The 21,247-nt window shown below is 58.5% G+C and carries 16 protein-coding genes and 1 CRISPR repeat array; all 16 genes read right to left on the reverse strand.

Annotated elements, in window-relative coordinates; all coding sequences use genetic code 11:
- Positions 1-37: 37 nt before the first annotated feature.
- Positions 38-280, reverse strand: a complete 243-nt coding sequence (locus H7A51_03010; GenBank protein ID MCP5535187.1) for a Dna2/Cas4 domain-containing protein — start codon at positions 278-280, stop codon at positions 38-40.
- A gap of 15 nt (positions 281-295) precedes the next feature.
- Positions 296-721 (reverse strand): PIN domain-containing protein, encoded by a 426-nt coding sequence (locus tag H7A51_03015; GenBank protein ID MCP5535188.1) that lies wholly within the window; start codon positions 719-721, stop codon positions 296-298.
- A gap of 7 nt (positions 722-728) precedes the next feature.
- Positions 729-947, reverse strand: coding sequence for a hypothetical protein (locus H7A51_03020; GenBank protein MCP5535189.1), 219 nt, complete (start codon positions 945-947; stop codon positions 729-731).
- Between the two features lie 205 nt (positions 948-1,152).
- The gene (locus H7A51_03025; protein ID MCP5535190.1) at positions 1,153-1,305 is read right to left on the reverse strand and encodes a hypothetical protein; all 153 of its coding nucleotides are present in this window, start codon (positions 1,303-1,305) and stop codon (positions 1,153-1,155) included.
- 8 nt (positions 1,306-1,313) lie between these two features.
- A CRISPR array of direct repeats spans positions 1,314-5,064; the repeat unit is 29 nt; unit sequence CGGGTCATCCCCGCGTGGGCGGGGAAAGC.
- Between the two features lie 71 nt (positions 5,065-5,135).
- The gene (gene cas2e / locus H7A51_03030; protein MCP5535191.1) at positions 5,136-5,447 is read right to left on the reverse strand and encodes a type I-E CRISPR-associated endoribonuclease Cas2; all 312 of its coding nucleotides are present in this window, start codon (positions 5,445-5,447) and stop codon (positions 5,136-5,138) included.
- Positions 5,444-6,334 (reverse strand): type I-E CRISPR-associated endonuclease Cas1, encoded by an 891-nt coding sequence (gene cas1e / locus H7A51_03035; GenBank protein ID MCP5535192.1) that lies wholly within the window; start codon positions 6,332-6,334, stop codon positions 5,444-5,446. Before cas1e ends, cas2e begins: the two co-directional genes overlap by 4 nt.
- 3 nt (positions 6,335-6,337) lie before the next feature.
- Positions 6,338-7,498 (reverse strand): DUF1016 family protein, encoded by a 1,161-nt coding sequence (locus tag H7A51_03040; protein MCP5535193.1) that lies wholly within the window; start codon positions 7,496-7,498, stop codon positions 6,338-6,340.
- Positions 7,495-8,256 carry a type I-E CRISPR-associated protein Cas5/CasD gene (cas5e, locus tag H7A51_03045; GenBank protein ID MCP5535194.1) on the reverse strand — a complete coding sequence of 254 codons (762 nt, stop codon included), beginning with the start codon at positions 8,254-8,256 and terminating at the stop codon, positions 7,495-7,497. The genes H7A51_03040 and cas5e overlap by 4 nt, the downstream gene beginning before the upstream one ends.
- A 3-nt stretch (positions 8,257-8,259) precedes the next feature.
- On the reverse strand, positions 8,260-9,330 hold the full coding sequence (gene cas7e / locus H7A51_03050; protein ID MCP5535195.1) for a type I-E CRISPR-associated protein Cas7/Cse4/CasC: 1,071 nt from the start codon (positions 9,328-9,330) through the stop codon (positions 8,260-8,262).
- Between the two features lie 36 nt (positions 9,331-9,366).
- Positions 9,367-10,002, reverse strand: coding sequence for a type I-E CRISPR-associated protein Cas6/Cse3/CasE (gene cas6e / locus H7A51_03055; GenBank protein ID MCP5535196.1), 636 nt, complete (start codon positions 10,000-10,002; stop codon positions 9,367-9,369).
- 5 nt (positions 10,003-10,007) lie between these two features.
- Positions 10,008-10,505 carry a type I-E CRISPR-associated protein Cse2/CasB gene (gene casB, locus H7A51_03060; GenBank protein MCP5535197.1) on the reverse strand — a complete coding sequence of 166 codons (498 nt, stop codon included), beginning with the start codon at positions 10,503-10,505 and terminating at the stop codon, positions 10,008-10,010.
- A gap of 41 nt (positions 10,506-10,546) precedes the next feature.
- A complete protein-coding gene (casA, locus tag H7A51_03065) occupies positions 10,547-12,022 on the reverse strand; it encodes a type I-E CRISPR-associated protein Cse1/CasA (GenBank protein ID MCP5535198.1) in 1,476 nt (491 codons plus the stop codon).
- Positions 12,023-12,037: 15 nt separating this feature from the next.
- Positions 12,038-14,722: a CRISPR-associated helicase Cas3' gene (cas3, locus tag H7A51_03070; GenBank protein MCP5535199.1), complete on the reverse strand. Its 2,685-nt coding sequence runs from the start codon at positions 14,720-14,722 to the stop codon at positions 12,038-12,040.
- 596 nt (positions 14,723-15,318) lie between these two features.
- A complete protein-coding gene (locus H7A51_03075) occupies positions 15,319-16,557 on the reverse strand; it encodes a hypothetical protein (protein ID MCP5535200.1) in 1,239 nt (412 codons plus the stop codon).
- A 112-nt stretch (positions 16,558-16,669) separates the two neighbouring features.
- Entirely contained in the window at positions 16,670-19,135 is a 2,466-nt protein-coding gene (locus H7A51_03080; protein MCP5535201.1) for a BatD family protein, read from the reverse strand.
- A gap of 65 nt (positions 19,136-19,200) precedes the next feature.
- Positions 19,201-21,162: a VWA domain-containing protein gene (locus tag H7A51_03085; GenBank protein ID MCP5535202.1), complete on the reverse strand. Its 1,962-nt coding sequence runs from the start codon at positions 21,160-21,162 to the stop codon at positions 19,201-19,203.
- Positions 21,163-21,247 lie beyond the last annotated feature (85 nt).

The following is a 21,247-nucleotide window of genomic DNA, read 5'->3' on the forward strand; positions in this document are numbered from 1 at the left end:
ATCCGCCATCACGCATCACGCATCCGCCATCAACAGTTCAATCCGCGCCCCCGCGTGGGGGGCGATGAGGTGCGGCGAGCGGGTGCGGCGAGCGGGTGATGCGGGCGCCCGGGCGGGATTCGTCCGGGCCATCGTGGGCGCGGGTATGCATCTGGTTGCCCTCGGCGGTGAATCGGTTCTCGGCCCACGCCTGTTCCAGGTGGATCAGGGCGCATTGGCGCGGGCAGTAGAGGATGTGCTGCAGCGCGGAGATGGGCAGGAGCTGGTTCTCGGTGAACATGGGAGGTGAGGTGTTTTACTCGAGAAAGGGGTTGAGGATTTGCAGGTCTCCGAAGCGGCGACCGTGTTGGAGGTCTTCGCTGAAGAGGATGCTTGCTTTGGAATGGAGGGCGGCTGCGACGATTTGGGAGTCGTAGAAGCGGTATTGGGTTTCTGACTGGATGCGGAGGGCATTCTGCCAGACGGAGGCGTTGGGGTAGATTTGACAGTGGGGGATGAGGAGGATGTCCAGGAGTTCGCTGAGGTATGCGGTGTCGAGCGGGATGGTGAATTTGTGGATGGCGACGTTGCAGAATTCCTGCACAGCTTGCCAGCTGATGAGCCAGGGTTTTTCTGCGGCGATGAGGTCGCGTGCACGTTCCATTTTATCTGGATACTTATGGTCGTAGGCGTAAACGAGGATGTTGGTGTCCAGGAAGTATGGCGTTTCTTGATTTGGCATAAGTCGGTTATCGTTCGTTCATTTCGTCACGGGTGTAGGGGCCGCCAGCGTTGTATTTGTCCATGTCTTCGAAGAGTTTTGCGATTTTTTGTTGGCGTTCTTCTTGTGCCGCGATCTCAGCGAGCCAGTTGCGAAAGAGGGCGTTAAGGCTGGTTTTGCGGCGGCGGGCTTCTTCGCGGGCAGCCTCGATGAGGTGTTCATCAGCGCTGAGGGTAATGTTTTTCATTACACTAAAGTAGTGCGCACTGGTTTAGTGCGCAAGCATATTCGACAGCAGATTCGGATGCGGGGTGGTGGACTTTGGCAGTGGGCAGTTTTTTCAGGCTGGATAGCCTGAGCAGGGGGGGACTTGCAGTTTTTTTGTTCCGCCAGAGTGAGGATGCCCTCGTGTTCTTTGTCGATGTCCTTGATTTTTACCCTTACGCGTTTGCCTAAGATGATGCCCCAGCGCTGTTCGATGGCGTGCTTGCGGGCAGCGAGATCGACTTGCCAGGAGGTGTAGCCGGATGCGTCACCCGGGGCATCGAAGATGAATTGACCTTGGTCGATGTTTTCAGGCCTGGTGCGGTGTTTTTGATAGTCATGTTAGTATGCGGGGTATGGGATGGGGGCGGGGAAAGCATCTGCTTGGTGCGCTTGATATAGTTCCAGAGCGGATCATCCCCGCGTGGGCGGGGAAAGCCCGATCCAATTTCTACGCTTGCCAGCACTGTGCGGGTCATCCCCGCGTGGGCGGGGAAAGCATGCCCACCTGCGAGGACGCCACGGCAATCACCGGGTCATCCCCGCGTGGGCGGGGAAAGCTATCCGGGTCTTTCGACCACTTACTAGCCAGGCGGGTCATCCCCGCGTGGGCGGGGAAAGCGGCCACGCTAGACGGTGGATTTTTTTCCGCAACGGGTCATCCCCGCGTGGGCGGGGAAAGCTAATTCTATGTTCGTTATGACCATACGACCCTCGGGTCATCCCCGCGTGGGCGGGGAAAGCCTCCAGTTTCTTACCTGTTGGATCAAATATTGCGGGTCATCCCCGCGTGGGCGGGGAAAGCACCCATTCAGAGTCCTCGGCTATATTAAACTGCGGGTCATCCCCGCGTGGGCGGGGAAAGCGCACCACCAGCCAGACCAGCCACACCGGCAGCCGGGTCATCCCCGCGTGGGCGGGGAAAGCAACCTAACTAGGTTGATCCCCACCCGGTCAAACGGGTCATCCCCGCGTGGGCGGGGAAAGCCACAAGGGGTTATAAACAAGTGCCTGTTAGTGCGGGTCATCCCCGCGTGGGCGGGGAAAGCATGAAATGGTGAGGAAAGCGCATCATTCATCCCGGGTCATCCCCGCGTGGGCGGGGAAAGCAATAGGCATTGGCCTGATGGGTTCTACAAATACGGGTCATCCCCGCGTGGGCGGGGAAAGCTTAGGTAGACTGTCGTCGTTGTCGGGTCGGGACGGGTCATCCCCGCGTGGGCGGGGAAAGCTCCTCGAGGCCCGCGCCGCCTATCGTAAACGCCGGGTCATCCCCGCGTGGGCGGGGAAAGCCAACTTATTCTCCGTTTTTTTCCACAGCCCGACGGGTCATCCCCGCGTGGGCGGGGAAAGCACGCTACGGTTCCACCCGCAGGCGGCGGTGAGCGGGTCATCCCCGCGTGGGCGGGGAAAGCCAGCCACCGCGCCCGCTCAGCTCGTGCACCTCCGGGTCATCCCCGCGTGGGCGGGGAAAGCCGGAGCGATCTAAAATACTCATCATCCATAACCGGGTCATCCCCGCGTGGGCGGGGAAAGCTCCAAGCGCGAGAACCCGGACAAGGGCGACGACGGGTCATCCCCGCGTGGGCGGGGAAAGCTCACGGGCAGCGTGTTGCATTCTCCTGGTTCTCGGGTCATCCCCGCGTGGGCGGGGAAAGCAAATCGGCGACGGACAATGGCCGCTCCGCATCCGGGTCATCCCCGCGTGGGCGGGGAAAGCGCGCGGCGCGTTGAAGTTTGTAATTTTGCCGCCGGGTCATCCCCGCGTGGGCGGGGAAAGCAGACGATCATGCGTAGCCTCGACAATATGCGCCGGGTCATCCCCGCGTGGGCGGGGAAAGCGCCGTCTGGATCGCCTCCTCACAGGTGACGTTCGGGTCATCCCCGCGTGGGCGGGGAAAGCCTCCATGGTGGTGAGGTCGTCGCCGTTGGCCGCGGGTCATCCCCGCGTGGGCGGGGAAAGCGGCGACAACGGGGAGAAGATCGAGGAAACAACCGGGTCATCCCCGCGTGGGCGGGGAAAGCAGCAAGACCGGCTTTTGTGTAGGGTGAATCTTCGGGTCATCCCCGCGTGGGCGGGGAAAGCTCCCAAACCTCTGTCGAAGACTAGAAATCCACCGGGTCATCCCCGCGTGGGCGGGGAAAGCGCCACCAGGTCATAGACCTCCCGCGCCTCGGCCGGGTCATCCCCGCGTGGGCGGGGAAAGCTTAAAATCGCAGGAGCGGAACATGCGGCGGAGCGGGTCATCCCCGCGTGGGCGGGGAAAGCGCCCATCCGACGGCACATGCTGATGCATCAAACGGGTCATCCCCGCGTGGGCGGGGAAAGCGACGGCGTATTGTTTTGTTTTGTCTTCAACAACGGGTCATCCCCGCGTGGGCGGGGAAAGCTTAGCCTGTGCCGATCCAGAAGTTTATGACGACGGGTCATCCCCGCGTGGGCGGGGAAAGCAAGCAATACGCCTGTGATCGCTGCGCCCTGGTCGGGTCATCCCCGCGTGGGCGGGGAAAGCGAGGAAAGGGAGTCGTCCGCGCTGATGGCTGCCGGGTCATCCCCGCGTGGGCGGGGAAAGCTCGATAGCCTTTACCGTTGCTTCAATCGCCTCCGGGTCATCCCCGCGTGGGCGGGGAAAGCCGAATAGAAACGCCTGCATGCGGTCGAGGAATCGGGTCATCCCCGCGTGGGCGGGGAAAGCGCACCATCCAGACCGGACGTGGGAAATGGCAGCGGGTCATCCCCGCGTGGGCGGGGAAAGCATCAGCCCGTTCCAGCCCGTCGAAGAGCAGCACGGGTCATCCCCGCGTGGGCGGGGAAAGCTTGCCGATGCTGCGAACCTTGCGTTTGAATTTCGGGTCATCCCCGCGTGGGCGGGGAAAGCTTATTTTATCCAGTCCTTGACCGTCCTGACGGTCGGGTCATCCCCGCGTGGGCGGGGAAAGCCATTGCTTGAAGTATTCAGATTAACCGAAGAACGGGTCATCCCCGCGTGGGCGGGGAAAGCTCTTTTAGCATCATATTAGTAGCAAGCAACGTCGGGTCATCCCCGCGTGGGCGGGGAAAGCAGGAGCTGACCGCGCTGGCGGTCACCATCCCGCGGGTCATCCCCGCGTGGGCGGGGAAAGCGCTATCTGACGCTGGATGGTGGTGACGGTCTCCGGGTCATCCCCGCGTGGGCGGGGAAAGCGCCCATCGCATGTGTGTGGTGAGATCATCGGCCGGGTCATCCCCGCGTGGGCGGGGAAAGCTCTCATGGAACCTCCGGCAGGAGAAACGGGGGCGGGTCATCCCCGCGTGGGCGGGGAAAGCCGCTCGCCCAGCACCCGGCTGCGGGCCACATGCGGGTCATCCCCGCGTGGGCGGGGAAAGCAGGTTCGCCGGGCGGGTGTTGCTCACCCAGGCCGGGTCATCCCCGCGTGGGCGGGGAAAGCGTGGTGGGGGATTGCTGGCCTTGATCGTTCTGCGGGTCATCCCCGCGTGGGCGGGGAAAGCGTACGCGTGCCACCCTCGTCCACGAGACACAGCGGGTCATCCCCGCGTGGGCGGGGAAAGCATCTCCCGCAATGCACACAGTCACCATCATACCGGGTCATCCCCGCGTGGGCGGGGAAAGCCAGCCACTCGTATCCTGGCCGCATCGGCAACTCGGGTCATCCCCGCGTGGGCGGGGAAAGCTTGTGCAGCGCGCTCATCCGCCCGGGCAACCACGGGTCATCCCCGCGTGGGCGGGGAAAGCTCACAGTGCGGGCAGGCGTAATAGGCCCCCGCCGGGTCATCCCCGCGTGGGCGGGGAAAGCGGAGGGAGCTGCACCCGGGGATTGATCTGTGGCGGGTCATCCCCGCGTGGGCGGGGAAAGCTCTTGCGGAGTCGTGTCGCGAATACCTCAAGACGGGTCATCCCCGCGTGGGCGGGGAAAGCACTCTAGGCCGGTGGGGGATTGGCTGCGCCGCCGGGTCATCCCCGCGTGGGCGGGGAAAGCCTATTCCAAAACGTCTTCTCAAAATCCCCCCACGGGTCATCCCCGCGTGGGCGGGGAAAGCGCACTCGCGGCCGTCGATGGCCTGGGCATTCTCGGGTCATCCCCGCGTGGGCGGGGAAAGCTCTGCCAATAGCTTGATTGGTAGAGTATCGAAGAGCAAGAATTTTGACCGACTGGGGTGTGTCAAGATGTCTCAAAAAGGGACGTTTTCGGGGTCGATCCAGTTTTCTGCGATGAGGGGGATACCGGAAAGGTTGATTTCCTTCCTGCCCGTTTTGCCTTCGGGGCCGATACGCTGGATGTTGTAGCCCTGGCAATTGGGAGCCGAGGAAATGATGAGAAGTCCAAATTCCGTTGGGGCGTGCCGGAGGATGAAATCGAGCACTTTTTTATGGGTGCGTGCGTTGAGCGTGCCGACAAACACGTTCGGTTTAGGTTCGATAAACCAGCGCTTGAGGTGGCCACGGATTGCAGGTGGCGTGTCGTTGGCTACGAGGACGGTCATTGTTTCGGCTGAAGTGGGTGAACGTGCGCTTCCGCCGGGCCGTTGCCGGGCAGCTCGTTGAAGAGTGCTTTCAATTCGTTGGGCATGCGGCGGAGCATACGTGTTTCCTCGATGCGGCGTTTGAGGATTTTGCGCACGAGTTCGCCACGGTCATTCGGGTCGATGGAGATGGCTTCAAATGCCGCTGGCCAAGAGGTTTCGTGTTTGTAGAGGTCGGCGACGTCGTAGATAAAGGGGAGGGTGCCGGCTTGGTGGACAAAACCGAGTTGTGGGATGAAGCCCATGGAGCAGCAAACGGCGGCAGATAGGGAATAAAGTGAAGCATTGGCGGTGGACAGGGCACGATTGATGCCATCGGCGAGATTCCAGTTGGTGGTTTTGTAGTCGCGGCCTTTCCAAGTGACACCAAATTGTTTGCCGAGTTCGGCGTAAATGGCTTTGACGCGTTTGCCTTCCATGCCGCGCAGTTGTTTGATGGAAATGCCGTGGACGTTTGCCTCGGGGAAACGGTTGAGAAACATGCGGCGTGCGATTTCGGCGCGTTTGCGGGGATGTGCCCATGCGTCGGCATGGAGGCGTGCCATCGAGTTGTCGTGGTTCGGGGTGATACCGAAGGAGTAGAAGCGCATGCCGTCCTCGCCCATCCAGAAGACGGGGCAGTTTGACTGGGCACAGGTTTTGACAGCGGCGTGGGTGACAGTGGTGCCGGGACCGAGGATCAGGGCCGAGACGGTAGCCACAGGGATACGGATGATGGTTCCTTCAGAGCTGATCCATTTGATCGAGGCATCATCGACTTCGAGACGTCCGCGCTCGAGATAGACGGGAGTCCACCGGTCTTTCGCCGGGGAGAGGGTATCGAGTGGAGGACGTTCGAAAATGGGCATGGTTTACGAGTTTTCTGCGAGTTCTTTGCGGAGAAATGCTTCGAGTTCCTTCGGGTCTGGGAGCTGGAGTTGGTATTGGGAGACGAAGAGGTTTTCGTCCATGCCTCCGAGAGTGTATTTGGCGAGTGGGGATTTGCGGTCGGTGCAGAGCAGGAGGCCGACGGGCGGGTTGTCGTCTGGTTGCATTTCGTGTTCTTTGAACCAGCTGAGATAGGTGTTGAGCTGGCCGGCGTTGGCATGGGAGAAGGGCTCGACCTTGAGGTCGATGAGGATGTGGCATTTGAGGAGCCGGTGGTAGAAGACGAGGTCGATGAAGTAGTGTTCGCTGCCGATGAGGATTTTTCGTTGGCGTGTTTCGAAACAGAAGCCACGACCGAGCTCGAGGATGAAGGCTTGCAGGTGGTCTAACAAGGCGGTTTCGAGGTCGGATTCCTCCATAGTATCACGGGCGTGGAGGCCGAGGAACTCAAAGATGTAGGGATCGCGGATGAGGTCGCGCGGATGAAATTCGGCCGACCCTTGGTTGGTGAGTTCGATGAGTTTTTCTTTGTCCTTGGAGAGTCCGGTGCGTTCGAAGAGGAGGGAGCCGATCTGGCGTTTGAGGTCGCGTACGGACCAGCGACCTTTGATAGCTTCGATCTCATAGAAGGCGCGCTTGAGAGGGTCGTCGATTTTGAGGAGCTCGACGAGGTGGGTGAATGAAAGCTGGGTGAGGATTTTGAGTGATTGGGCGCGGGGGAGATTGGACGAAGTGAATTCGTCAGTCAGTGACTGGCGAATTGGCTGAGTCGTGTCTATATGAGATGAGACCAATAAGTGCGACAGTGTCGAACTTATTGGTAAGTTGCTGATGGAGAGGTTGTTTTGGAATTGGTCAGTCACTGCCTGACCAATTGAGGGGTATTGCTCGAAAAATAGGCGGCAGAGCTTGAGATTGGTTGAGCTTAAGCCTTTTACGCCCGCACTTTTCAGCCGCTTGGCCAGTTCCGGGATGAGCTTTGCGCCATATTGCGCCCGGTCTTCGCCGTTTTGCTCAAACTCCACCAGGTAGGCGCCGATGAGCCAGTTGCGGGCGGTCAGCGAGACGTTGACCGCCGAGGCCGCCCTTTTGACGAGCGCGGTGTCGAGGTGCTGGATGTCGGAGATGAGCGTGGGGAGTTTCATGAGGACTCGGGGCGGTGGTGGCGGATGGCGCGGGATCGGTAGGGGGAGGGGACGGCACCTTGGTGCTGACCAAAGGCAACCGGTTGGTCGCTTTGGAAGAAGTCGCCGTCTTCGGGGGCGCCGGTGACCTCTTGCTGGTATTCGAAGGCGTCGAGTGACGCGGTTTCGCGCTGGGGGAGGGCGTCGAGGAGGGTGGCGAAGGCTTGTTCCCGCGTTTCCGCCAGGGTGGGGGTGAGCGGGGTGGAGGGGAGGCAGGTTTTGCGTCCGAACCAGATCCCCCAAACAGGGTTTCGGAGGGCCTTGCTTAGTTGGTTTAGGGTTTCTCCATCACCTTCCAGGATGGCGACGAAGGAGGTTCCCGTGAGGTAGCTTCGCCAAGTTGGAACTGTTCTTTTTTCGGGACTCTTCCATTTGAGCGTGCCTGATTTGTTCTTTTCTGCAACCGGCGGAACATTCAATTTTCCGAAAGGTGTATCAGGATAACCACCTCCCACGGTATGGAAGTCCGTGAGGCGGGTGCTGTTGAGTTCGCGGCCATTGGCGGATTTGGGTAATCGGGCGACGGTGAGTGTCAGGCTGGTGAGCGGGATGAGTTTTTCCGCTTCGTCCGGGCTGTGTTTATCAATGCCGAGGGCGGCTGCAAGGAGGCCGACGATGGCGGATTTGGTCGGGAAGGGGGAGGTTTCCCGATATTGGTATTTGGAGGACGCTCCCCATGATTGCATGGGGGCGTCGAGGTAGAAGGCGAGTGCGGGCATGGCTTAGTCGGAGAGAAGGTTGTCGAGGAAGGTGTCGAGGCCGTCTTCGGTGAGGTAGGTTTTCTTGCCTTGGTCGCCCCAGGTTTTTTCGATGTCGGCGAGGTGGTTTTTCATCGTTTCCAAGGATGCGTCGGCAAAGCCTGAGCCGTTGGCGCGGACGGGCTTTTCAAAGGCGTTGATAAGTTGAAGTGGTTGGCCTGAGCCTTTGCGGATGCCGAGCACTTCGTGCGGAAGGGTGGCGGCGCTCATGGAGTTTTTACGCGCTCCTGGCACGGCGGTGAGCACGGCCTTGATGAAGGCGCGGAGGATGTCCTTGCGCTCGTCCTCGCTGAGACCGCCGAGGTGTTTGTCGTCGGCTAACAGGTCGAGGTTGATGGCGGCGTAGCGGTAATAGGTGGCGGAGTTGAACTCGAGGGTGCCGATCATACCGGCACCTGCGTCTTCGGCATCGCCTTTGCGGTCATCGACGGCGGAGAAGAAATCGACTTCGTTGTCCGCGCGGTGGGTGGATAAGGCATGGGAGAACATGGCCGCGCCGTCGATGTTGAGGTTGGGATCGTTGGCGACCATGCGGCCGAAGAGGGCGATGTCTGCTGCATCGTTGCGGGTGGCGGCTTTGGCTGCGTCCTTTGCAACTTTCTTGATGGCTGCAGCGGTCTTTTTATCGTCGGTTAGAGTTCGAATGTCTTCGATGTTTTCCTTTATCGCTACGGCCATACCTTTAATTTCCGCAGGGGAGAGATAGACGGCTGTTGTCACTTGGTTTTCGTTTTTAGGATCTTGTTTGCTAAAAACTGTGCAAAGCTCGTTAGCAAAAACATTGGCCTCATCATCGCTAAGTTGTTCATTCAACAGAGCGGAAATAAATGGTTCTTTAAGATGACGCGAGCGGATACCTTCGAAGCCAGTGGAGTCACTTGCTGCGGTGATGCGTGACGCTCGTTTCAAGCACTGGCTGGAAATACGGGCGCGTTTGGTGCCGCCGAAGAGGGCGGATTTTGGTGAGCCGACGTCGTCGCGGTTGAGGCAGGAGACGGGGAAGGATTGGAGGATGTGGAGTTCAATTAGTTTCATGGTTTTGTAGTTGTTAGTTGGTTGATTGTTTGAAGGTTAGAGGTTGATGGGTGAGAGACAGAGCATGCCGAATCCGAAGGCTTTGGCGGAACCGATGCCTGAGGTGGCGGCTTGTTGGAATTTGTCTTTGTCGGTCACTTGAAGGATGCCTTGGAACTCGGTGGCGGTGTGAGTGCCACCTTTGCCTTTTTTGAGGAAGTTCTGGCGCGGTCGCGGGACGGTTTTCAGGGAGTCGGTAGCGACGCTGAACCCGTGGTGTTCTGCTTTGCGTTGCATCCAGGTGATGAGTTCCTCGCGGTTGACGATGGGTTCGCGGCGACCGTTTTTCTTTTTGCTGCCGTCGGCGAGGCGCACCACGCGGGTGACGGTGGGGTTGGCGAGGAGGGAGAATTGGTAGGCGCTGTGCGTGAAGAAATCGTCTGCCACGGTCTTCGATTGCCAGCCGTCGGACGGACACCAGTCGGGCCGTGTGGGTGGCTCGGGCGAGAGGATGAGGAGACGGAAGTCATTGCCGGTGTCATCGAGGCGGGTGAGGAAGTCGCGGTCGGCTTCCGGTTTGCCGGGGAAGGCTTCCCAGATGCGTTTGTGCCAGGCGTAGGAATCGCGGAACCCACCGTCTTTCCACGGGCGTGCGGCGATGTCGTAGGGGATACGGGCTTGGGTGAGAATCATGGGATTTAGGATTGGAGATTGTTGATGGCCTCGGAGGCCTGCCAGAAATCGGCGGCCCAGTAGAGTTTGACTTCGTCGCGGTAGTTCGCCCAGAAGTTGAGGCGTTTGTGAAGATCGGCGTAGTCGAGTCCGATGCCTTCGCGTGAGATGCGTTTAATCAGGCGATGGAGTTGCTGGCCGAGGTCAGTGAGATCGTCGCAGGCGAGGAGACGGCGGAAATGGCGGTCGTAGGGGTGATCGCCGTCCTTGCGGTCGCCGAGAAGGAGTGCGGCTTTGCCGACAGAGATGTTTTCACGGTGTTCCGGGTGTTCGGCGAAGAGGGCGGCGGTGATGGTCTTGCGCTCGTCGCCGAGAGCGCCTAGCAGCCCTAGAATGGGGTAGGCTTGATGACGGGTGGTGGGGCTCCAATATTTGCGGAGGGCTGCGCGATTTCCTCGGTCATCGGTGATCTTTTGCAGCCGCTTGATGAAGTCGGCGTGGTTGGGTTTGTTGTCGGTGCTCATGGTTTGAATGATGTGGAATTTCTTGGTCGCTACTTGATGGGCTACTTAGTCGCTTTGGCTGCGGGTTTTGTTTTTTGTTTTGAAGGATATAGGGCTCGGTAGAGCGGTTTGATTCCAGCGGCGTAGGCTTGGATTTGCCGTGGTGTGGTGCGTGGGCAAACGGCTTCGTAGGCGGCGAGGGCGGCTTTCTGGATGGTTTTGGTCCAAAGGTCGGTTGCGCCTTCACTGCCGATAGCTTTCGGTAATGGGTAATTTTCGGCCTGTTCGGCGAGGTGGATGAGTTGGCGGTGCTCATGATCGAGGGTGTGCCAGTAGTTTTGCTGAGCGGCTTCGGTGGGGGCGGCTTCACTGCCGAGCTGTGAGGCGAAAAATTTGACGGCACCGTAGAGTTTTTTCGAGATGTTGTCGGCGAAGTCGATTCCGGCATGGTAGGTAAGGTGCCCCTGAGGAGTGAAGATGGTGGAAGCAACGGTGAAGGAGGATTCGGTGGAGTTGAGAATTTTTGCGTCATTGGCTTTGATGAGTTCGCCGACCCAGAAGCGGATGTTAGAGCCGAGATGTTCTTCGCGCTCGTAGTAGGCTTTGAGGACGAGTGAGGGGTCGCCGGTGGATTCTTCGCCGACTTTGAGGCAGGTGAGGAGGTGGAGGTCTCTCCAGACGCCGCGGCCGGGACTGGCTCGGAGGAGGTATCGATCTCCTTTTTTGGGGTCGATGCGCAGCGTGGTGGAGGGCTCGCGTATGGCGTCGAAATCGAGGTATTGGTGACCTTGGGCGATAGAGACGGTGGTGAGGTCGTCTGAAAGCCAGAGAGCGCATGGTCTGGGGGCGAGGCGTGAGAGTAAGGTCTGGTCTGCGGGGGCTTCCCAGACTGGTTTGCCGAGCGGTTGACCTGTGGAGGCGATGGTGTGGTGGTCGAGGCAGTTGGCGAGGATGGTCTGAGTCAAGGAGTCGCCCTGGAGGATGAGATGGAGAGCTTTCAGCGCGGGGCCATTTCCTTTGACGGCGGAAGCCATACTACCGCCGACGAAGAAATTTTGGAGGCAGAGGAGGAGGAGTGCGGCGTCGGATGCTTGCCAAGGTCGGGTGGCTTCGCCCCAGTGGTCGAGCAGAGTTGGATTGTTTCCAGAGGCTAGGTGAAAGGAGAGTTTGCTGAGAGGTTTTTGGTCTTTCGGGGAGATGTTTTTGGGTTTGGTTTGGAGCCAGCGTGGGCCGTCTCCGGTAAGATTGAAGTGAGGGTGGATGTTCTCTTGATTTAGGTATGCGGGGATTGAGGAGGCGAGGTTGGTGTCGAAGGTGTTCCAGTCGTCTGGAGTAGCGGGCGCTTCTAATGCCGATTGCGTGATGCAAACAAGTAGTCGCATAAGGGCGATGCGCTCGTGAGGGAGGCAGTCGAGGTCGGCGATTTCTTCTCCACGGGAGAAGGCGTCGTTGAGAGAGACGAGGGGTGGGTTTTCCGCTGAGGTGGATTTCCAGCGGACGGGAATCCAGGGGTGGTCGATGAGGTTGAAATTTTCCATGGTGGTGAGTGTTGGTTAGAACCAGTCTTCTTCCGGTTCGGTATAGCTTGGTGATTGTTCGTTCTTTTTGGAAGTGATTCCGGTTTCCGGGTGGTAGTGGAGCGTGTACTTGTTTGGCGTGCCGAGCAGGTCGAGTTCGGTGGAGTCGTCCTGAACAACGGCGATGACAGCGTCGCGCATGTGTTGGGGGAGCCACGGGTAATGAGTGGGCTGGTGTTTGAGTAGCTCTGCGGCGAGGTATCTGGAGATCTGGACGGCGTTTTTGTGGAGGGATTTGGCGAGCGGGTAGGAGAATTGCTCGGGCCGGATGGTGAAGGAAGAGGGGGCGTTCTCGCCCTGTTGGTATGGAGTGATGGTGATGTTGTCGTTTTGGGTGAGGGGAGGTTCTTTGAGCAGGATGACGGCGATGGAGGGTTGGATTTTGTAGCGTGTTTCGCGTCCTTCTTGATCGTCGATGGCGGTGGTGAAGGTGTCTCGGATGCGGGCGGTGCCGGATTGCTGGTTTTCGAGAAGCTGGTATTCGCTGAGGAATTCTGAGAGTGCAGGAGATGTATCGTCCGGAGTTTCTGCAGATGCGTTTTCGAGAAGATCGCGAATCTGCGTAGGGAGGGAGATGGTCTTTTGGTTGAGTAAGGTTTGTTGGGCTTGCCAGAGTGTTAGCGGAGGATAGATAAAATGGTGAGGATAGAGCTGCTGTTTGACCTCCTTGGCGCTGCCCTGCCAGTCGGTATCCGGGTGAAGAATGTGGCAGGTGGGGGTGGTGAATTCGGTGGGGCGGTCGTGCTGGTGGCGGTGGAGGCGGCCGATGCGCTGGAGGATGAGGTCGGTGGGTGCGAGGTCGGTGACGAGGAGGTCGGCATCGATATCGACGGATTGTTCGACGATCTGGGTGGAGACGAGGAGCGATCCCTTCGGGCGTTTGGCGGGATTTTTACCAAGGCGCTCGACCCAGGTGGATTCGTTCGTTTCGCGTTTCCACTGCGGGAAGCGGGAATGGATGAGGGAGGCGGGTTGATCCGAGTTTTCGCGCAGCAGGGATTTGAGGGTTTGGTATGTTTGCTGAGCGAGGGCGACGGTGTTGCGGATGACAACGACGTTGGCACCGGCGTTGACGTGGTCGGCGATCGATTGCCAGTAGGCGGTGTCGTCGTCGATGAGCGTGTGGTGGTGAAGTTTGATGGATTTCTCATCGACCTTTTCGGCGACGGGGAAGGGTTCGGCGGTGGTGTTACCTGTGGCGACTTTGGTGATGAGAGGATAGTCGTGTGGAGCGGTGGATTCGGTGGCTCCGGCGGCGGCGACGAGTTGTTGACGTCTCGCTGCTGTTAGGGTGGCGGAGAGGATGATGATGGTAGAGCCGCACTCGAGCTGATACTGGATCAAGCGGTCGATGAGGGCGGACATGTAGGGGTCGTAGGAATGCACTTCGTCGATGACGATGACTTTGCCAGCGAGAGCGAAGTGGCGCAGGGCGGCAAAGCGTGCGGGGAGGATGGAGAGTAGTGCTTGGTCGATGGTGCCGGTGCCGAAGGGTGCGATGAGCTGCTTGCGGGTGGAGGAGAACCAGCGCAGGGCCTCGTCGGTGTCGTTGTGGTCTAGCTCGGGGTGTGTGTCTTTTTCTTCGAGCTGATTTGAGAGGGAGATGGTGGCGTCTTCGCTGAGCCATGCGTTGCCGTGGATGAGGGTTTGGAAGGTGTCGGCATCGATGGTGTTTTTGAGGAACGCGTTGATGCGTTCGTGGATGCGGTTGGAGGTGAGTTGGGTGGGCAGGGCGAAGTAGAGGCCACGGGCGTGACCTTTTTCCCAGAGTTGGTAGGCGGTGGCGAGAGCGGCTTCTGTTTTACCCATGCCCATCGGGGCTTCGACGATGTAGAGGCCGGGCTCAGTAGCGGCGTCGAGGAGGGTTTGCTGGATGGGTCGCGGGGTGAATGCTTCTGGATTCTTAGCGGTGAACTGCTGGCCGAAGGTGAGTGACGACTTGATCGTGGGAGATAGGCGTAACTGGGTGGTTTTCTCTATGGCTTTGCTGGTGACGGTGGGTTCGTCGATGGTGAGATCGATGGGAAACCATTCCGTGTTTGAGCCGATCCAGTCTGCGAGGATGGTGAAGCCGGTGAGGAAGTGGAGGCGGGCGGCATCGGTGACGGGGTCGTCAGGTTTTGGTGGGTATTTGGCGATGGGGGTAGTGGGGAGTGGACCGAATACTTGGGTGAGGGTGGCGAGGAGTTCGTCGCGCAATGGAGCGAAGATGTGCTCGAGGCCGCCTTCTGAGATTTTTGGGCGGAATCTCGAGTTTTTGAGGGTTGACCATCCTTCCGGGTAGGAGCCGTGGTGGCCTGCGCTAGAGACCGTCCAATGTTTGGCCGTGTCTTGAAGATGCCATTGGCTGATGAGTGCGTGGTTGGTGGTGAGACCGTTTGGGAGGATTTGAGCTGATACCGATGTGTGATGCTGCCATAGTGGGCACTTCAATTGAAAGCCGGGTGTGATCTTGCCGATGTCGTGGGCAGCGATGAGTGTGTTCCAGCCGTTGGGTAAGAGAGATTGGATTTGTGGGGGAAGGGATGAGTGGAGGTTTTTTGCGACCCAGCCCACGGTGAGGCAGTGATCGGCAACAGAGAGGCAGGGGGTTCCTGTCTCGGGGTTGGTTTTAGCCCAGCAGTCTTGGATCTCTAGGATGGGATGGGATCTTCTTTGCATGATGTGCGGTTGGTTGTGTTGCTGTCCTTCAGGGTGGTGGTGTGGGCATGGAATGGGGGGTGCACGGTATTGTTCTTGTTAGGTGGTGCTTGTTGCTATGGCTTTTATGGATAGGGTAGGTTTGTTATTTGGTGTTGACTAGTAAAAAAACACGAAAGAAGCGAAAAATACGACGGAGGAGGAATGGGCCATGGTGATCTGAGTATACGATCCGTGGGATCGGAGGGAAGACTATGGCCGGCACCCGGCCTTCGCGCGAGGCTATGCCTGGGAGGCCTCGGGTGAAGTGGGGTTCCTGGTCTTGTTGGGATGTGCCTTCGCGGGGGCGCGGATAGAAATTTTTACACACGGATACCACTCTGCTAGAAAGATGCTGAGTGGCAAGAATGAATGTGTGGGAATTCCTGGGTGGCGCAGGGGCTCTGCTGAGGTGCTTTGGGTTGCGCCGGGAACTGGTGATGAAGTGGACAAGGAGTGTCCACCCTCCCTGGGAGGGGCAGAACGTGCCGCCACCTTGCTGTGCGAATTGTGGTGGCTTTTGCTGTTTACTATTTTGAGCGAGTCAGCACGGAGCCGGGGGCGACCATGCGAGGGGGCTACTTGCCGGCTGTGTTTTTCAGCATGGCATCGAGGACTTTTGAGATGGCTGGGATGTGGCCGTAGGTCTCTTTGAGTTTGGTGACAGCGCGGTTTGATTTGGAGTTTTCGTGGTTGAAGCTAGAGCCTCCGTTTTTACCGAGTGGTGCAAAATATTTTTTTGAGACCTCGTTGATCTCCAATAAGGCCTCGTGGTAGAGTACGTTGTCGGGGGCGCTTGCCAGATCCTTGATGAGTTTATCCAGTGCGGATGCGTTCGCGCCTGATGGACCGTAAATTTCCTTGAAAACGATCGCGTTAGAGTAGGCCCGCTGGGGGTTTTTGTCCTTCATTGTTTCCAGCCAGCCCAGGGCTGAGAGTTCAAAATCCTTGGCCTCCCCGGAGTGTTTGCCTTTTTCTTTGGCTAGAAACTTACAATGCATCCAGAACATGCCGTCGCCCCGGTGATCGTCCGGTGCGGAGCCGTGGCCATTGGCGGCCATCCGGTGAAAGCCGTTTTTTTTGTACTTACTCACGGCGTATGCGGTGAGGTAGCGGTTGTAATCATGGCCACCGCCAAGCCCGTAGATGACGGATGTCTTTTCTTCGACTCCTTGCGGGATATAGCCGATATTGGGCATCACCCCGTAGGCTTTTTTAATCTCGGTGTTGACAAAGGCCTGCGCGCCGCCGCCGGAGTTACCTGTGTAGTGTAGTCTTTTTTCATCGACGGGAAGGTTGTCGAGGATGTGTTCCAGGCAGTTTTTGCAGTTGCTGGAATTTTTGTCCCAGCCGGCTTGATTGCTTGATTCCACTGAGATGGCTAAAACCCAGCCGAACAGCTCGGCATAGTCGGTAAGGCCCTTGATGAGTCCCGGGTTGCCTCCACCTGAATTGGTATAAAAAAGCATGGGTGCCTTCCTCCCTGCCTTGAGGCTCTTGGGTAGATAAACGTAATACGTCGAGCCTCCCCCTGCGTCAACCGGTCCGGATACCTTGCCAAGCGGGTGCGGTAAGTTCGCAGCTGTCTCAGCGCCGCTTCCTTCACCCTTGGCTGCGTCGTCAGAAATCTCGAAGTGTTTTTTGAGTAATTCCTGATCAGCGTCCACCAACTTGTGCACGGGGACGATGACGGTTTTTCCGTCCGCCTTTTTGAGATGCACTTTGCCGTTTTCTACTTTGAGCGCGACAGCCCGGACCTCATGGCCCGACTTGGCCTTCCAGCCACGCTCTGCAATCGGCTCGGCTGCAGACACCATTATACACCCGAACAACAAAACCCATAAATACGTTATTACTTTCATCATTTAAAAAACCTCTGAGACACGAACATAGACCGTGAATGACTGCAACCCAATAAATACCCAATAATTACTCGATCTGGGTGGAGTCAGGCGCGACCATGCCGATGTTCTCGCTGGCAACCCAACCGGATTGTCCGTCGGGGGTTTCGACGTTTGTCCATGGGCCGCGGACGGCGACGACCTTGAGGTAGGACGCCTCGGGTATGCCGCCGGGGTCCTTTTCCTGTCGATGCGCCTCGGTGTAGAGTGGTGATTTTTTTAGGCTAACAGCTTGTGCGTCAAAGGGGGTATGGAAATCCGAGTCCGGGAAATAATAGACCCCCAGCGCAGCAAGGGTCGCTGCGATGGGAGGCAGGAAAAGCAGGATGATCCAAGGAACCTTGTGCCGGGGCCTCAGGAGGATGAGGATGAGTGATATGATCAGGAGCATCCATAGAGAGGTGTAAAACAGGGTCTTGTAAACCTGGGGGGTGGTTAGGGTCAGGTAGTTCTGCCAAGTGGCGATGTTGACGGAGAACGCGCCTTGCTCAAGTTCCAGGTAACGGAGGTTCTGCCGTGCCTTCTGGTGGTCGGGGGCCACGGCCAGGGCGCGCCTCCAGGCGAGGGCGGCGTGGCCGAACTGATCGAGTCGATAGTGGCAGTTGCCGATGTTGTAAAGCACATCGGCGGGAGTTTCAGCGGGGTTGGGATATTCTTTCTGATAGATGTCGATTGCCTGTTGGTATTGCCCGGCTTTCCAGGCATCGCGGGCGCTGGTGATTTGTGATTTGTGATTGGTGATTGGTGAATTGTGATTGGTGATTGGTGATTGGTGATTTTCTTGGGCGGGGAGATCAGGGGTGGTGAGGATGGTGGACAGCAGGATGAGGGTGATTCTGGAACAGCGCTTGAGTAGAGCGATGATTTCCTTTTTCCGGTCGGGCGCGATATCCCCGACATCGATGTCATCGGGTAAAAAACACAACTTGTCGCGCTCCGAGAGGATGGTTTCGAGTTCTTGGTTAGGGTGTAGCCATTGGTCGATGAATCGACCTGCGCGTCGGTAAAAAGTGCGTGTGTCCGCAGGCTCGGAGAGATTTTTCAGAGCCTCCTTTTTCTTCTGGTCGTCGGGGTGGCTGGCTGAGGCGGCCTTGATTTTCCGTCGAATCGGGATGGCGACGATGATGAGGCAGACGAGGGCGGGAAAAAGATGATAGAAGAGCGAGTGGCGGGTGGTGAATGCCGGGCGGGGTGCAGTCGGCTTGTCGATAAATCCGAGGATGCCGCGCATATCGTCGGGTGCGGACCCTACTTTTTCGTTGATTTCCGGCTGGTCTGTGGATGCTCCGTTTGGCTTGGCTGTTGGGATGATGTTCACCGGGATATCGGTGGTGGTGAGGGTGTGGTATGCCTTGTCGTCGGGGTCAAAGTAGCTGAATGAATACGGCGGGATTGATACGATGGAGCTGGGAGTGTTAGGTGTCGGGTCAAGATCGGGTCGGAGCAGTTGGCGGTAGGTGACCACCCCGCTGATGAAGCGCCTTTCCTCACCCCGGGTGATCTTGGAGGTATCGATCACTTTCCAGTCGCTTCCTGTTAGTTGGGGCGGCTGGATGTTTTCAAGGTTGCCGGTGCCGCCGACTTGGAGAATGACTTCGGTTGTGTCGGTGTCGTTGAGTGTCAGCTTGGAGCACTCCGCCCTGATTTGGAACTGTCCGACAGCACCTTGGAAACCCGCCGGAGCGCCTTCGGGGAAGGGCAACACCGTGAACTTCACCGGTGGCAGGGTGAGTTCCAGGGGGATGTCTGAGATACGTGGGCCGAGCCGTGGGTCGATGGTCCGCTGCCTGATGACAAGGCGGAGCTGGGTGGGGCCGAGCGTGGCGGTGCCGGGTTTGATGCCGCTGAGGGTTGTTTCATAGCTCGCCGACAGATGGGGGATGCCGTTGACAGTGGCCTGACCCAACTGGTGGAGTGGAGGCATGGAGAAGCGCCATGCGAGGCAGTTCTCTTTTTTGGGGTCAGGCAGCCCCCAGCTGGCGAGGCGCAGTTGTTCCGGCACATAGAGCTTGAGGACGAGTGGGCATTGCTCCCCTTGGTAGAGGTTTGTTTTCGCGGGGAACCAACCGGCGAGGATGTTGTGGCCCGACAGTCCTGTGGGTAAGCTGACCAGATTGGCAGGATCGTGGACGTGGAATGTGACCGGCGGGCTTTGCAGTTGTTTTCCACCCGCGCTCATGGCGACAGGGGGGATGGTGTATGTGCCTGGTTTTGCGGAGGTCAACCGGTACTGAAACACCTGGGTCAGCTGGCGCTGGGTGTCTATCTGGGTGACAGATCTAACAAAATTGACGGCGGTGTTAGGAACGGCGGGAGGCGCTGGCCTGAAATCCGGCTGGGCGCCACGGAGCTGGATGACCAGGCTGGTTTGTTCACCCGGAATGAGGTGGTCGCTGGTTAGTGCGGCTTCCGCGTAGGGAGCGGGATGATCCTGGGCGTATGCCAGGAGGGGCATAAACAGAGCCAGGAAAAGGATGGAGGCTGGTGTTGTCAAATGGATGTTTGTTCGGTGGCTTCGATTGGGGCGGTGGGTGCGGGCGGGACGCCCACGCTCCCTTGTTACCAGTCCTTGACGGGGCGTCGCAGCTGGATGAATCGGCGGTTGACGGGGCGGGTTTCGGCATCGGCGTGTTCCTTGAGGATGCGGGCGGCGAAGGCCTCCTTGCTTTCGCCCGCTTTTCTCTCGGGCTGTTCCTTGGGTTGGTTTTTTTGCGGATTGTCATCGGGTTTATCCCCCGGGTCATCGTTTTTCTGGTCACCCGGTTCAGGTGTTTCAGGTTTATTGTTGGAGTCACCCTTGCCCTGGTTGTCGGGATCTTGTTTGGGGTCCTTGCCGTCGCCTTGCTTGTCGTTTTTGTTATCGGAATCCTTGCCTTCACCCTGCTGGTCATCATTGCCGTCCTCGGATTCCTTTTCCGCCTGGTCGAGGGCGTCTTGAAGCTGCTTGAGCAGTTTTTCAACCTCCTTGCGGTTATCCTCCGCCTCCTGGTTGTTAGGATTGATGTCGAGAGCCGCCTGGTAATGGGTGATGGCATCCTGCCAGTTTGTCATGACCTGCTGGACATCCGATTTAGTCAGCTGGGTTTGCCCGGGTGGTGATTCCGTGGCTTTTTCCTGAGACATGAGCTTCCGCATCTGTTCGATAAACGGATTGGGGGTTTTTGTTGCCTTGGGTGGGTTGAGGACCGTCCAGCCCGATTGAAACAGGGTGTTGCCGAGGTTGTAGTGGGACTGCTCCTGGAGCTGGTTGTTATTTGAAAGCAGGGCTTGAGAGAAGTAGCGTGTGGCGTGGTGCCATTGCTTGAGGCGATAGGCCGAGCTGCCTTGGGAAAACTGGACGGCCCGCCGGTCCTCGCCATTGAGCGATGGCAGGGCCTTGGTGAAAAAATCGAGTGCCGCATCGTAGTCCTTGCGCGCGTAGGCGGCGGCAGCGTGTTCGATGTCGGTGGCCGCCAGCAGTCGGTTCTCCCCGGCGAGCAGGCAGAGGATGATCACCAGGCACGGGATGGTCGGAGCCGATGGCGCGCGAAGTTTGTTAGTAAAAAGGTTGGACCTGACCAGCATGGAAATCACGAGCAGGATGATGGCGGGCAACAGAAACCACTGGTAGCTCTCCCTGGGGATACTGATCTTGCGACCCGCTTGCTGATCGCTTTCCAGGAACGATAGGGCGGAGCGGATGGCGCTGTCGGCCCCGGTGGAGGCGGGAACGTATGTGCCCCGACCGGCGCGGGCCAACTGGTCCAGGGCACCGGGGTTGAGCCGACTATGCACCGTGTGCCCTTTGATGTCGCGGTATTTGCCATCGGGCTGTCGGGGATCGGGGATGATGCCGCCTGCTTCCTTGCCGATGCCGATGGTACAGACGGCGATACCAGCCTCGCGGATTTCGGAGCCCGCGAGATCGATTTGCTCCGAGTGGTCCTCACCGTCACTGATGACGATGAGAGCGTTGGATTTATGGCCTGATTTTTTAAATGTCTCGATGGCCAGCTGGACCGCTGCGGCGAGGTCCGAGCCACCGGAAGGGATGACGTTGGTGTCGAGCTGGCTAAGTGTTTCGTGCACCGAGCTGTGGTCGATGGTCAAGGGGGCCATGAGCACGGGTGCGCCGGAGAATGCGATGACACCTATCCGGTCGTTAGGAAATGCGGCAAGCAGCTCCAGAGCCATCGCTTTGGCGCTGCCTATGCGGTCGGGTGAGGTGTCCCGCACGAGCATGGAACGTGAGGTATCGATGGCGATCAGGATGTTGCGGGTGCGGATCTGGGCCGTGGTGGTGGTTTCGCCTTGGTAGGGTCGGGCAATACTCCCGATCAACAGCGCACAACTCGCCAGGCCGATAGCCAGCGATACCCAGCGTCGGGTGTTAGAGCCTTCCTTGACCAGTTGTTTCCGTAGGCGTGGTGCCACCATCCGTTGCCAGGCCTTGCTACGTCCCTGCTGGGCAAGAATCGCGCCGAGAAGGATGAAGGGAAGGATGAGCAGCAGCAGAAGCCAGCCTGGATGGAGAAAGGACATACGTTTTAAGTTTCATTAAGTTTCAAATACCAAACTCCAAAAACCAAGTTGCGGTGGAGGGGTGAATGGTAGTGTTGAGATTATT

The organism is Akkermansiaceae bacterium, from assembly GCA_024233115.1.
GTDB lineage: Bacteria > Verrucomicrobiota > Verrucomicrobiia > Verrucomicrobiales > Akkermansiaceae > Oceaniferula.